Annotated in this window: 12 protein-coding genes; 7 read left to right on the top strand and 5 right to left on the bottom strand. The window is 51.7% G+C overall.

Going from position 1 to position 12,899, the window contains the following annotated elements:
* Window positions 1–175: 175 nt before the first annotated feature.
* A complete protein-coding gene (agp, locus tag GKC68_RS14675) occupies window positions 176–1,813 on the top strand; it encodes a bifunctional glucose-1-phosphatase/inositol phosphatase (RefSeq protein ID WP_342656287.1) in 1,638 nt (545 codons plus the stop codon).
* A 60-nt stretch (window positions 1,814–1,873) separates the two neighbouring features.
* On the opposite strand, the gene GKC68_RS14670 is transcribed toward agp, so the two are convergent.
* Genes GKC68_RS14670 through wrbA form a run of 3 tightly spaced genes read right to left on the bottom strand, consistent with a single transcriptional unit; the run spans window position 1,874 to window position 4,161 of the window.
* Window positions 1,874–3,256 carry an NAD-dependent succinate-semialdehyde dehydrogenase gene (locus GKC68_RS14670; RefSeq protein WP_033778053.1) on the bottom strand — a complete coding sequence of 461 codons (1,383 nt, stop codon included), beginning with the start codon at window positions 3,254–3,256 and terminating at the stop codon, window positions 1,874–1,876.
* Between the two features lie 54 nt (window positions 3,257–3,310).
* On the bottom strand, window positions 3,311–3,541 hold the full coding sequence (locus GKC68_RS14665) for a YccJ family protein (protein WP_028723657.1): 231 nt from the start codon (window positions 3,539–3,541) through the stop codon (window positions 3,311–3,313).
* A gap of 20 nt (window positions 3,542–3,561) precedes the next feature.
* Complete coding sequence (gene wrbA / locus GKC68_RS14660) at window positions 3,562–4,161, bottom strand: NAD(P)H:quinone oxidoreductase (RefSeq protein ID WP_028723656.1); 600 nt, start codon at window positions 4,159–4,161, stop codon at window positions 3,562–3,564.
* 534 nt (window positions 4,162–4,695) lie between these two features.
* Here wrbA and GKC68_RS14655 point away from each other — a divergent pair.
* From GKC68_RS14655 to GKC68_RS14645, 3 genes are all read left to right on the top strand, one after another.
* A complete protein-coding gene (locus tag GKC68_RS14655; RefSeq protein ID WP_028723655.1) occupies window positions 4,696–5,610 on the top strand; it encodes a DMT family transporter in 915 nt (304 codons plus the stop codon).
* Between the two features lie 169 nt (window positions 5,611–5,779).
* The gene (gene rutR / locus GKC68_RS14650; RefSeq protein WP_342656286.1) at window positions 5,780–6,415 is read left to right on the top strand and encodes an HTH-type transcriptional regulator RutR; all 636 of its coding nucleotides are present in this window, start codon (window positions 5,780–5,782) and stop codon (window positions 6,413–6,415) included.
* Window positions 6,416–6,462: 47 nt separating this feature from the next.
* On the top strand, window positions 6,463–7,437 hold the full coding sequence (locus tag GKC68_RS14645; RefSeq protein WP_047715556.1) for a metal-dependent hydrolase: 975 nt from the start codon (window positions 6,463–6,465) through the stop codon (window positions 7,435–7,437).
* Between the two features lie 42 nt (window positions 7,438–7,479).
* Here GKC68_RS14645 and cycA read toward each other — a convergent pair whose 3' ends face one another.
* Complete coding sequence (gene cycA, locus GKC68_RS14640; protein WP_013025298.1) at window positions 7,480–8,871, bottom strand: D-serine/D-alanine/glycine transporter; 1,392 nt, start codon at window positions 8,869–8,871, stop codon at window positions 7,480–7,482.
* 284 nt (window positions 8,872–9,155) lie between these two features.
* Here cycA and GKC68_RS14635 point away from each other — a divergent pair, with 284 nt between their 5' ends.
* From GKC68_RS14635 to GKC68_RS14625, 3 genes are all read left to right on the top strand, one after another.
* Window positions 9,156–9,851, top strand: coding sequence for an extensin family protein (locus tag GKC68_RS14635; RefSeq protein WP_028722375.1), 696 nt, complete (start codon window positions 9,156–9,158; stop codon window positions 9,849–9,851).
* Window positions 9,852–10,766: 915 nt separating this feature from the next.
* Window positions 10,767–11,489, top strand: coding sequence for a transcriptional regulator SdiA (sdiA, locus tag GKC68_RS14630; RefSeq protein WP_028722376.1), 723 nt, complete (start codon window positions 10,767–10,769; stop codon window positions 11,487–11,489).
* A gap of 122 nt (window positions 11,490–11,611) precedes the next feature.
* Window positions 11,612–12,223 (top strand): acyl-homoserine-lactone synthase, encoded by a 612-nt coding sequence (locus tag GKC68_RS14625; protein ID WP_014606161.1) that lies wholly within the window; start codon window positions 11,612–11,614, stop codon window positions 12,221–12,223.
* Window positions 12,224–12,256: 33 nt separating this feature from the next.
* Here the strand turns inward: GKC68_RS14625 and GKC68_RS14620 are convergent, their stop codons facing one another.
* Window positions 12,257–12,481 (bottom strand): DUF2594 family protein, encoded by a 225-nt coding sequence (locus GKC68_RS14620; protein WP_013025302.1) that lies wholly within the window; start codon window positions 12,479–12,481, stop codon window positions 12,257–12,259.
* Window positions 12,482–12,899 lie beyond the last annotated feature (418 nt).

Raw genomic sequence — 12,899 nt, 5'->3', positions numbered from 1 at the left:
ACTGCGCGATTTTGAACGGCGTCTGGCATCTCTGCTATAGTCCATTAATTGTTTTTGCTGTTGCCTGGCGCTTTTCAGGGGCAAGCTGAGTTACACTATTCGCCACGTCGCTCTGATGCGAGCTAATCGGTTGATAGCCAGAGTGTTTTTTTACTGAATGAATGGAATAGGCACAATGATCAAGAAACTGAGTCTTTGCGCATTGTCGGTACTTGCTGCATTACCGATTGGAACGCTGGCACAGGCCGCTGACAACGATATGCAGTTACAGCAGGTGTTAATGTTCAGCCGCCATAACCTGCGTGCACCGCTTGCGGATAACGGCAGCGTGCTTGCGCAATCTACCAGGAAAACCTGGCCGGAGTGGGATGTGCCGGGTGGACAGCTGACCACGAAAGGCGGCGTGCTGGAAGTGTACATGGGTAACTATACCCGTCAGTGGCTTGCTCAGCAGGGGCTGGTAAAAAATGGCGTTTGTCCGGACAGCAACAGCGTGTTTGTCTACGCCAACAGCCTGCAGCGTACCGTGGCGACGGCTCAGTTCTTCGTAAATGGTGCCTTCCCGGGCTGTGACATCGCTGTGACTCATCAGGATGAAATGGGCAGCATGGATCCGGTATTCAATCCGGTTATTACAGACGGGAACGAAGAATTCATCAAGAAAGCGCTGGCAGGAATGACCGCTGCCAACGAAAAGCTGTCACTGAAACCCTCTTTTCAGCGGCTTGAGAAGATTGTTGACTACAAATCCTCTCCTGCCTGTAATAACAAAAAGCAATGCGATCTGAGCAATGGCCAGAACACCTTTATCGTTGAAAACGGCAAAGAACCCGGCGTGAACGGGCCACTAAAAGTGGGTAATTCGCTAATGGATGCTTTTACGCTGCAATATTATGAAGGCTTCCCGCTGGATCAGGTCGCCTGGGGGCAAATCAAAACCCCTGAACAGTGGCAGGCACTATCCGCTATTAAAAATGGCTATCAGGACACGCTGTTTACCACGCCTGAGGTTGCACGCGACGTTGCCGCGCCACTGGTGGACTACATTCGCAGCCAACTGATTGATCAGGAAAAGTCAGACTCACCCAAAATTACGCTGATGGTCGGGCATGACTCCAACATTGCGTCACTGCTGAGTGCGTTACAGGTTAAGCCTTATGACTTACCTGAGACCTACGAAAAAACGCCAATCGGCGGTCAGGTGGTGTTTGAACGCTGGCACGATGCGAAAAATAACAAAGATCTGCTTAAAATCGAATACGTTTATCAGACCGCCGATCAACTGCGCGATGCAGAGGTTCTGAGCCTTAAGAAGCCGCCTAAGCGCGTTACGCTTCAACTGGCGGGTTGCCCAACAGACGCTAACGGATACTGCAGCTGGGATCAGTTTGCCCAGGTGCTGAACAGCGCACTTCAGGGTACGGCGCTGCAACCTGCTGCGGAAGCCCAGCCGGCACAGCCTGCGACTGCGGCGAAACCTGAGGATGCGAAAGCGGCCACGGCGGGTGATGCGGCGCAAAAGGCGGATGCTGATAAGGCGGCCGCCGACAAAGCCGCCGCGCAGAAAGCGGCTGATGAGAAGGCCAAAGCGGATAAAGCCGCTGAAGAAAAGGCTAATGCTGACAAGGCGGCTGCGCAGAAAGCCGCGGACGAAAAGGCCAAAGCAGATAAGGCTGCCGCGCAAAAAGCGGCTGATGAGAAGGCTAAGGCCGACAGCAGCGCGGCCCCGGCTGGCAACAGCAATGCGCCTGGCAGTAATGCACAGACCAAAGCTGAAACCGGTGAGGCGAAGCAACCCGCTGCCGCCAACTGATCCTGCACTGTACCTGAAAAGAAAAAACCCCGTCGAGACGGGGTTTTTTTATTGCCGGAATCAATCGGCCTGGCCTGCAACGACCACCAGCTTCTGGTTAGCAAACTCTTTAATGCCCAGATCGGACAGTTCACGCCCATAGCCCGAACGTTTAACGCCGCCAAACGGCAGCTCAGCCGAGGTATCGCTTTGCGAGTTAATAAAGACCATGCCGGTTTCGATCGCCGATGCCAGCTTGCGGCCACGCGCAATGTCTTGTGTCCACACCGAACCGCCTAGCCCATAATGCGAATCATTGGCCAGCGCCACCGCTTCTGCGTCGTTAGCCACCACGTACATTTGCGCGACGGGGCCAAAGAACTCTTCAAAGTAAGCAGGATTGTCGCGCGTGATGTGGGTCAGGATGGTGGGCTGATAGAAGCAGCCTACGCCTGCCACGGCTTTACCGCCGGTGATCAGACGGGCGCCTTTCGCCACTGCCTCATCAACCTGTTTTACCAGGCGATCGCGTGCGTCGGCGGAGGAAAGGGGGCCGAGCGTGGTTTTTTCATCCAGCGGATCGCCCAACGTTGCGGCATTCATTGCCGCGCTGAACTTATCGATAAAGGTATCCGCGATTTTCTCATTCAGGATAAAGCGCTTAGCGGCTGTACAAACCTGACCGCAGTTGCTCAGACGCGCCTGCACGCCCTGGCGTACGGCTTCATCCAGGTCGGCGTCCTCAGTTACCACAAAGACATCGTTGCCGCCCAGTTCCAGCGTCGATTTTTTCAGATACTTACCAGCCTGTTCTGCGACAGCACTTCCGGCACGTTCAGATCCGGTCAGTGCCACGCCCTGAACACGATCGTCGGCAATCAGTTCCGCTACCTGATCGGTAGAAATGAACAGGTTAGTCCAGGCCCCTTCAGGCGCGCCGGCTTCTCTGACCAACTTCTCGAATACGTCAGCACAATGCGGGACAATGTTGGCATGCTTGGCCAGTACAGGGTTTCCCAGCGCCAGATTGGGTGCCAGCACGCGCATTAGCTGATAATACGGGAAGTTCCAGGGCTCAACCGCCACCAGCACACCGATGGGATGATATTCAACCCAGGCTTCGCCCAGTTCACTGTCATAAGGTTGTGGCTTAAGAATGCGCTCGGCATGCTCGGCATAGTACCGCGCAATCTGAGAACAGATCTGCACTTCACCGCGGCTTTGGCCTATTAACTTGCCCATTTCTTTACTGGCAATGGCAGCCAGTTCTTCCGCACGGTCATCAATCAGATCAGCCAGTTTTTTCAGCACCTGGAGGCGTGGCTGGATGTCGCCTTTACTCCAGTCTGAATGATAAAGGCGGTCGGCCGTTTCCAGGGCATGACTTACCGCCGCGCTGTCGTGGGAAGGCCAGCTTTTCATTAACTGGTTGTTTGCAGGGTTGATGCTTTGGTAGGAAGACATAGAGTGCTCCTTGGTCAGCGATAAAAAAACATGGCGGGATAACCCGCCATGCTACTAAACGTTCTTTCGTTCTACCGTTTTGTCGTCCCAGGTAAGGACATCCTGGTCGGTTTTTTTAAATGCACGGATTAATACGTCGTCACTGCCCTGTTGCCGCCAGATTTCTTCAGCAAGGCGTTCGTCATAATTCGCGACTTCAAAAATGGCCTCGGCAATTTCAGGCGAGGTGTGACGTAAGCTGGCCCATTCGCCAACATGGTGGGCTTTTGCCTGACTATTCGACATAACGATCTCCTTCCGGGCGTTTAATCCTTGAGTTTTGCTGCCAGTCCGGCAACGTGTTCACCCTGAAAACGGGCGATGATCAATTCTTCTTCCGTAGGCTGACGTGAGCCATCTCCTCCTGCCAGCGTGGTGGCGCCATAGGGCGTACCGCCCCGCACCTGAGAAATGTCAAACATCTCTTTCGTACCGTAGCCGATCGGAACGATAACCATGCCGTGATGGGCGAGGGTGGTCCAGACAGAGGTAATGGTTTGCTCCTGACCGCCGCCTGTACCCGTTGAGGCAAAGACGCTGGCGATTTTGCCGTACAGCGCGCCGGATGCCCACAGGCCGCCTGTGCGGTCCCAAAACGTACGCATCTGACCGGACATATTACCGAAACGGGTAGGTGTGCCGACAATAATGGCGTCGTATTGCGGCAATATCTCAGGCGTGGCTTCAGGCGCGGACTGTTGAGTTTTACCGCCAACCTCTGCAAAGCGGTCAGCATCCATCGTCTCAGGAATGCGCATCACGTCTACCTGCGCACCCGGTACCTTGCGGGCACCCTCTGCCACGGCGTTAGCCATGGTTTCAACATGTCCATACATTGAATAGTACAGCACCAGAATCTTGGCCATTGGTCTCTCCGGGGGTTATTCAACACACCCAAAAGTATAGAAGAGCTTTGAACACCTGCTGGCACGCACTCGGCGTAACGGCTTAAAAAACGCTGAAAATGGGGTTTTGTTGGGTTTAATATTCTAATTCCAGGGCGATTCTTAGCGTTTGCTCTGTTTCTAAATGTAAATTTCTGCCTGAAAGCCTGAAAGCCTGAAAGCCTGAAAGCCTGAAAGCCTGAAAGCCTGAAAGCCTGAAAGTCATTTAATTCGGATGGTTGCAACATGTCGTCGCGCATCCTTTTCGTGATATGACTCATCAAAGCCTGTCCGTTTATAAAGGCGGCTCAATGAAAGTTGCTACGGCGTGCAACCGAAGCGGTAAGCAGGATGCCGCGACTGGCCAGATTCATCTCGTGTAGAAAGGTAACGTGGCCCATTAACGATGGCGGCAGCGCGTTTATTCGTCTTCAGCGGCAGCGCGTTGGCGAGTAACATTGCATTACCCGGCATCGCCGATCACAATAGCGCCTGAATCAATCAGGCAGGTGAACTATGTCGACTACGACGCGCAGACTGACCGTGCGTATAACGCGTCAGGAATGGGTACTTATTTTCATTACGATGATCTGGGGCGGGACGTTTTTAGTGGTACATCGGGCGATGCAGCACTCAGGCCCGTTTTTCTTTGTTGGATTGCGGTTTGCCACTGCGGCCATCCTGCTGGCTCTCTTTTTCCGCCGTTACCTTGCCGCCATCAGCTGGACTGAAATAAAGGCGGGAACGCTTATCGGCCTGACCATTGCCGCGGGTTACGGTCTGCAGACATGGGGAATGCAAACCATCTCCAGCAGCCAGTCGGCCTTTCTGACCGCCTTATACGTTCCGGTTGTGCCGCTTTTACAATGGCTGTTCCTGCGGCGTCCACCTACGTTAATGGCATGGCTGGGTATCTTACTGGCGTTTTGCGGCTTAATACTGGTTGCGGGGCCGCAGGACGGAAGGGTGGTGCTCAATCAGGGTGAGATTGCCACGCTGATCAGTACCCTGGCGATTGCGGGCGAAATTATTCTTATCAGCCGATTTGCCGGTCATGTTGATGTTCGTCGTGTGACCTTTATTCAGCTTACCGTCGCTTCACTCTGTGCCTTCTGCTTTATGCTTCCCAACGGAGAAACGTTGCCTGCCCTGTCGACGCCGTTACTGCTCAGCGCATTAGGTCTGGGCGCCGCCAGCGCGCTTATCCAGGTAACGATGAACTGGGCACAACGCAGCGTGTCGCCCACGCGGGCAACGGTTATTTACGCCGGAGAGCCGGTATGGGCGGGCGTGGTCGGGCGCATCGCCGGCGAACGTTTGCCGGCAGCCGCGATACTTGGTGGCGCTTTTATCGTCTGCGGCGTGATTATCAGTGAACTGCGTCTGAAGCGCCGCAAGGCGGTGCCTTCAGCCTCTTCGCGGGACGAATAAAGGTCGAAAGGATGACGCGAAGGCGCGAGTCGGTTTTTGCGCCTGTTCTGAGAAAAATGTTGTCGCTGTGCGTGTGACTGACATTACCGCAGCGTTTAAACCTTTACTGTTATCACGTGGCAAATTCATGAGTTTGCTGTGATACACAGTGTCAGGCGAGGGGAACCCTATGAAAAAGCAACAATCAGCGCCCACGCGCCGCTCAGTGGCCGTCGCGGCCAAACGGGCGGCTATTCTGCAGGCTGCGCTGAGCTTTTTTTCCCAGTTTGGCATCCACGGTACGCGGCTGGAAAAAGTCGCTGACCGCGCCGGTGTCTCTAAAACGAATTTGCTGTACTACTATCCTTCCAAAGAAGCGCTCTATATTGCCGTGATGAAAGAGATCCTGGATGTCTGGCTGGCACCCCTGCGTGCACTGAGCCACGATCAGGATCCTTTGAGAGCCATTCGGCACTATATCCGTCTAAAACTCGAAGTCTCGCGGGATCATCCGCAGGCATCAAGGCTGTTTTGCCTGGAAATGCTCCAGGGGGCGCCCCTGTTGAAAGGTGAACTGGCAGGCGATTTAAAACAACTTATGGATGATAAAACAGCGATTATACAGCGCTGGATAGCTGAGGGACGGCTGGCGGGTATTCAGCCCCAACACCTGATTTTTATGCTCTGGGCAACCACCCAGCACTACGCCGATTTTGCCAGTCAGGTTGAAGCCATTACGGGAAACAGGCTCACTAATCCGCTGTTTTTTGAAGAAACGGTAGAGAACGTTCAGCGCATTATTATTGAAGGTATTCGGGTGCGTTAAAAGAATAAGGCCATACTGAATACAGGAATGGACAATGGAGCGGGCTGATGGATTCTGTTTCACAATGCGTACTGGGCGCGTCAGTAACCCTGGCGGTGATGGGCCGCCGTGTTCCGGCCTGGCAGGCCGCCATTATCGGCGCGGCCAGCGGAACGTTGCCGGATCTTGATGTCTTTCTCGATCACGGCGATGCTATCCGCAATATGACGCTGCACCGAACCGAAAGCCATGCGCTGCTTTATCTGACGCTGCTTTCCCCCTTAGTGGCCTGGCTGGTTGCACGGCTTTGTCGTGCCGGGCCAGCATGGACGGCCTGGTGGCCCGCCATCTGGCTGGCGCTGATCACCCATCCTCTTCTCGATCTTATGACGGTATATGGCACGCAGCTGGGATTACCGCTTACCGATCATCCTTACGCGATCGGCAGCATATATATTGTCGATCCGCTTTATACCTTACCGCTGCTCGTTGGCTTAGCGGTGGCGTTGTGGCGTCGCAGCGATCGGGGATTACGCTGGAACCGCGCGGGACTGGCATTGAGCTCGGCCTATCTCGTCTGGAGCGTGCTTATTCAGCAGGTGGCGGACGGGCAGATCAAACAGTCACTTGAACAGCAGGGCATTGCAACAAACAAGGTGCTGGTCACGCCCACGGCGCTGAATACCCTTGTCTGGCGTAGCGTCATTATCACGCCCGATCGTTATGGGGAAGCTTACTGGTCTTTGCTGTCGCCGCGGCGTCCCGTTACGGTGACCTGGCGGCCCCGTCATCCTGAGTTATTTGCATCATTCAAGGGGAACGGGTTTGCAGAGCGCATTGCCTGGTTCAGCCACGGCTTTTATGCCATGAGTGAGCGCGACGGACAGGTCACCATCGCCGATTTGCGTATGGGCGACGATGACCACTACACCTTCACCTTTGGTTTAGGAACGGCACAGCGTCCGGATGCCCGGCCGCAGCGCCTTCCGACCGCCGGGCGCACGTTGAAGCGCACGTTCAGCCATATTGCTGAGCAGTTATAAAAAAAGCCCGACTTTTGTCGGGCTTTCTGCATGCTACAGGGGTTAACGGCGCGTGCGTTTACGCAGCTGCCAGCCGATGGCCAGCAGGATAAACCATAATGGCGTCACCATTAATGCCTGACGTGTATCCTCCTGTAGTGTGAGCAGAACGAGGATAAACACGAAGAAGGCCATACAAACCCAACACATGAATTTACCCAACGGCATTTTAAAGTTAGATGCCGCATGGCGTTCCGGAAATTTTTTGCGATAGGCCAGATAACTGCACAGGATGATGGTCCAGACGAACATAAACAGAATGGCCGAAACCGTGGTGACCAGAGTAAAGACGGTCATCACATCCGGAATCAGGTAAATTAGCGCTACGCCGCACAGCAAACAGAAGCAGGAGAAGAACAGGCCGGTCGTGGGAACGGCGCGCGCAGATAACCGCCCAAAAGCCCGGCTGGCAACGCCCTGCTGTGATAAGCCATACAGCATGCGACTGGTCGAGAAAATGCCGCTGTTAGCCGATGAGGCGGCAGATGTTAATACCACGAAATTCACGATACTTGCCGCCGCCGGAAGACCAATTAAAACAAACATCTCAACGAACGGACTGCGATCGGCCATGACTTCTGTCCAGGGCGTGACAGACATGATGACCATCAGAGCCAGGACATAAAACATAATGACGCGCAGAGGAATCGCATTAATGGCGCGCGGTAAGACCTTGTGCGGATCCTGTGTTTCGGCGGCGGCCGTACCGACCAGCTCAATGCCGACAAAGGCAAATACAGCGATCTGAAACCCGGCAAAAAATCCGCTCAGTCCTTTGGGAAACATACCGCCGTGATCCCAGATATTACTCAGGGCTGCGGTGCCGCCACCGGGAGAAGGATAGTGGAGTGAAACCAACACGATTCCGGTCACGATTAAGGCGACAATCGCCACAATTTTGATGATGGCGAACCAGAATTCCATCTCACCGAACATCTTCACCGTGGCGATATTCAACGCCAAAAAGACAAAGACGCACAACAGCGCACTCATCCAGATGGAGAACCCCGGAAACCAGAGCTGGAAGTAGGCGCTGATGGCTACCACGTCGGCGATACCCGTCACCACCCAACAGAACCAGTATGTCCAACCGGTAAAGTAGCCCGCCCACGGCCCAAGTAAGTCGGCAGCAAAATCGCTAAAGGATTTGTATTCAAGATTCGACAGCAGCAGTTCGCCCATTGCGCGCATGACGAAAAACAGCATAAAGCCGATGATCATATAGACGAAAATGATGGACGGGCCGGCCAGACTAATGGTTTTTCCCGAGCCCATAAACAGACCCGTTCCGATAGCGCCGCCGATAGCGATGAGCTGGATGTGCCGGTTATGCAGATTGCGCCGCAATGTGTCTGAGCCTTGCGGGCTCTGCGTGTGATGAGAGTGATCAACCATGAAATTGTCTTTCCTGTCTTGATGTTGTGTCAGCTCTGATGGCTGTTGAGAATGACTGAGTGCCTGAAGCAATTTGGCATAAGATAGAGGAAGTAAGGATAAAAACGGTAATCATTTTTTAACAATATCAGACAACATACTCATCAAAAGAGCATTTTTGCTTCCAGTAGGCGGTTTTTACGTCAGATTAGGTAATATTTCATCACCTTATGTTATCTCCGGGGCAGACAACGCATGGCGCTTCTACACTTTCTCATTATTCGTTGTTTCACATCAGAGGCATTATGCGCACGCTTGTCCTGTTTATTATCGTGACCGGATTGGGGTGGATGAGTTTACCCTGGCTGAAACAGCACTTACCCCCACAGTTTAATCCCTTCACGCCTCTGTCGGTGACCGATCCGCCAGGCTGGATGACGCGGCTGAAAATCAAGCGTCTGCAAAATGATCCTGCCGCCTGTCTCGATGTCATGCGTCGGGCTGAGCAGGCGGGATGGGTGAGTTTCAGTCAGCAACCAGCCATCGCCAGCCAGTGTCCGCTGGCTCAGCCGCTGAGAGTGAAAAAAATGGGCGCAGTATCACTCAGCAGCAGCTTTCTGGCCAGCTGTCCCATGGCCGTAGCGGCCACCCTGTATGTGGTTCACAGCAGTCAGCAGATTCTTCAGCAGTCGGGCACCCGGCTGGTGGGCATTGAGCACGTTGGCAGCTATGCCTGTCGTAATATCTATCACCGAACTCAGGGGCGACTAAGCGAACATGCCACTGCTGACGCCTGGGATATAACGGCCTATCGTCTGGCCAATGGTCAGCGACTGGTGGTCAGTCAAAACTGGCAGCAACCTGAAGAGAAAGCGCTATTACTTCACGGACTGTGGAGAACAGGTTGTGAATTTTTTGGTAATGCCCTTGGGCCAGATTATAATACTGCGCATGCAACACATTTTCATTTAGGTATGCGTGGGGCAGGTTATTGCAGATAATATCAGGAAGACGCTAAGGGTAATTATGGCCCTTTTTATTTCTTATTACCCGACATAAACATAAGCGACTCTTCCGGTTTTTCAGGCTTCGTTTTTTTATTCGCGTTATATCCTGGTGTGCAATATTTTTTATGTGTGGCGATGTGCCTTACAGCGACTGGACGTTATTAAATGCATGTGGGATGATGCATTTTGAGGTCGCTGCGGTGTTTTGTCTTATTAACATCCCGACAATTTTATTGTGATGTGTTTTTCTTATTAAATACGCTGTTGATTTTTTTAGTCTGTATTTTACCCCGTTTAGGAAATATGTTAAGTTAATTCATGTCTGATATTTTATCCTGGTCAAGAATATGAACAGCTTCTTTCTTATCAGGGAAGAGACATTCTCTTTGCGTCACGCGTTTCACTTAAGATGGTGCATCACGCTTGAGCAGAGCATAAAGAGTAGGGCGCCAGGTCCGGTAAGGGAGGCGTTATCGGCAGAGATCATGTTACCCGGACGTCAGAAAAACGCCACATTAGATGTCAGCGATACTGCAGCATGTTCTTTTTTAAGCTTTGTCGTGTACGTTTAATCAGCAATGATGATGCGCAGAAAGTGTACATTGACCCGTTGCTGGTATCAAATGGGTCATCAGGGAAAATAATAAGTTGCTGACCGCAACTTCTTTAGTCTTGTTTTTCAATACTGGCCGCGTTTAAAGATTGAAAAAATATAAGAAAAATCCTATTATTCTGCCCATCACGCGTTGCCTGCATTGCCAGCAGCATTCTTTTATCCCTGGTTTTGGCATTTTGCCCGTAACGGGGCCTGAACACCAAATGAAAATAACGCTTTTTTTGATGTGCTGACACAGGGTAAATTCATTTCTGATGCAAAGATATCAAGCACGTAGTGGAAGTTGAGGCAAAATGGCAAGTGAAGATTATTTTTCCTGGCGGACTGAGACTGAAAATCATTTTCAGGCACTGGCGACGGCTCAACAATTAAAGGGGCTCCTGCAGGATTATATCCAGTCACTGGGTTTCGATTATTTCGCTTTTTTTATCCAGCACCGCGTTCCTTTTACCCGACCACGTGTTTATTTACATGACACTTATCCTAAATTATGGATTAAACGTTATAAAGAGCAGAATTATTATGCGATCGACCCCGTATTGCAGCTTTGCCTGCGCTCAGGAAAGGGGGTTGAGTGGACGCCTGAGCTGTTTAGCTCGGCAAAAGAAATGTGGCAGGATGCCTGTAATTTTGGGCTCCTGAGCGGATTTTCGTGTTCTGCAATGGCAACAAATCGCGCCGTTGGTATATTATCTATAGGGTCAAAGCGCCCCTTTATTACTGGCAGCCGGCGAGTTGAGCTCGAGGTAAAGCTGCATTTTTTGGCTGAGCAAAGCCTGTCCTTACTCGAACGCCTGAATGATGAAGCACTGATGGTCCAGGGAAATGATTTTAGTCAGCGTGAGCTGGAAATTTTGAGATGGACTGCTGAAGGCAAAACGTCACAAGAGATTTCACTTATTTTGTCGATTTCTGAGCACACCGTAAATTTTTACCAAAAAAATATGAAAAAACGTTTTAATGTTTCAAATAAAACTCAAATTGCATGCTACGCCGCAGCAATTGGACTGATTTAAATGAAAAGCAACTGCCAACTTTAGTAGTTTCCTCATTGAGGTCACTTGTCTACCCTGCGCTAGTGCGCTCTTGGGCAGGCGCAAAGAAATCATTGCAAACATGGGGATGTCAGAGGCGCATGATGAAAATAGTTCAAACGCAGTTAAAGGATATGCCATCTTCCTTGCTTGCCGAGCTTGGCAGTTACCGTTATAGCGTGTTTGCACGGGGTGAAGGTTGGTCGATTCCGCCGCGTCTGAGCACGCCTGGGCAAGAGTACGATCGTTTTGATCGCTCTGATGTAACCTGGTTGATCGCATGGAGTGTACGCAATGGCATCAGTGGCTGCGCGCGATTAATGCCCTGGACTGAACCCGAGCAAACGGAAGGTATCGTTTTACCGTTTAACCACGAAAAAGTCTGGGAAATGTCGCGTTTCTCAGCGCGGCTGGAGGTCGATCCTGAGTTGCCACTTACGATTCTCTGGCATGCTGTTCAACTGGCCGAAATTAACGGTATTGAATTTATTATCAGTTCGGCCACGCCGATGCTCGAAAAGATGTTCGAGCAGCATCAGGTCGTCTATCAGCCCTTAACGCCCGGGCTGATTCAGTCGGAAGATAATCTGTTTGCCATCCGTATTCCCGTCAGCCAGCCAGCACTGGCTGAAAAATACCGTGGTGCACGGCGCTTCAGCCCGGAAGAGGTTTTGCCTTCGTTGGGCGTCTCGGTTAACTGGCACCCGCACGGTTGAGTTTATGCCCCCGATGACGGGGGCATCTTAGCGTTACTGACGATAAGCCGCCTTGATTTGCTTGATCGTGTTGCTGAACACTTCCGCCTGCGGCATGTCGCCCAGGGTTTTGACGTAGCGTTCCATGTTAATTATCACTTTGCCCGCATCGGCCTGGCCCATTCCTTTCAGAATCAGTGTAATCATCATCTTCAGGCAAGCCACTTCATCAGATAATTTTTGCGTTTCCTGCGAGGTCGCGAAATCTTCGTCGCTCATGAATTTCTCCTTGGTGGTTAACGTCGTCTCTTATTCGGTACGCACAGCAATCCAAAAGTATACCACAGGGGATTACGCTTGCTGAGTGCATCACGACAGCAGGCGTTCCGGCCTTAATTTGTTCAGTTAAATTTATTAATCACGTGCAGGAATGGTCAGGCCAAAAATACAGACAGCAACGCCGGGAGTATGACCCATTGAGACGTTGCGTTTTTTTTAACTTCATGAAAAGACTATTTTTTTAAAAATCCCATTGAAATACCTGTTTTTTGGGATGTGCTTTCCAATAACCCAGGATGTGCGTTGATATAAATCATTGAAAGCTCGCCTCCCACGACTTTGTATATGTGCTTTTAATGCAAAAACGGGTATGATTGCCGCTCGCAATCGTTAAATGCTACCTCTTTATTAGCTGCGG

This window comes from Pantoea sp. RSPAM1, assembly GCF_038816185.1.
GTDB classification, from domain to species: Bacteria; Pseudomonadota; Gammaproteobacteria; order Enterobacterales; family Enterobacteriaceae; genus Pantoea; species Pantoea ananatis.
The sequence above is the reverse complement of the archived record's forward strand: the minus strand, read 5'-3'. Positions and strand labels throughout refer to the sequence as shown.

Coding starts and splice junctions, on each gene's coding strand:
- agp (WP_342656287.1), top strand. CDS start 176: ATGATCAAGAAACTGAGTCTTTGCGCATTGTCGGTACTTGCTGCATTA.
- GKC68_RS14670 (WP_033778053.1), bottom strand. CDS start 3,256: ATGTCTTCCTACCAAAGCATCAACCCTGCAAACAACCAGTTAATGAAA.
- GKC68_RS14665 (WP_028723657.1), bottom strand. CDS start 3,541: ATGTCGAATAGTCAGGCAAAAGCCCACCATGTTGGCGAATGGGCCAGC.
- wrbA (WP_028723656.1), bottom strand. CDS start 4,161: ATGGCCAAGATTCTGGTGCTGTACTATTCAATGTATGGACATGTTGAA.
- GKC68_RS14655 (WP_028723655.1), top strand. CDS start 4,696: ATGTCGACTACGACGCGCAGACTGACCGTGCGTATAACGCGTCAGGAA.
- rutR (WP_342656286.1), top strand. CDS start 5,780: ATGAAAAAGCAACAATCAGCGCCCACGCGCCGCTCAGTGGCCGTCGCG.
- GKC68_RS14645 (WP_047715556.1), top strand. CDS start 6,463: ATGGATTCTGTTTCACAATGCGTACTGGGCGCGTCAGTAACCCTGGCG.
- cycA (WP_013025298.1), bottom strand. CDS start 8,871: ATGGTTGATCACTCTCATCACACGCAGAGCCCGCAAGGCTCAGACACA.
- GKC68_RS14635 (WP_028722375.1), top strand. CDS start 9,156: ATGCGCACGCTTGTCCTGTTTATTATCGTGACCGGATTGGGGTGGATG.
- sdiA (WP_028722376.1), top strand. CDS start 10,767: ATGGCAAGTGAAGATTATTTTTCCTGGCGGACTGAGACTGAAAATCAT.
- GKC68_RS14625 (WP_014606161.1), top strand. CDS start 11,612: ATGAAAATAGTTCAAACGCAGTTAAAGGATATGCCATCTTCCTTGCTT.
- GKC68_RS14620 (WP_013025302.1), bottom strand. CDS start 12,481: ATGAGCGACGAAGATTTCGCGACCTCGCAGGAAACGCAAAAATTATCT.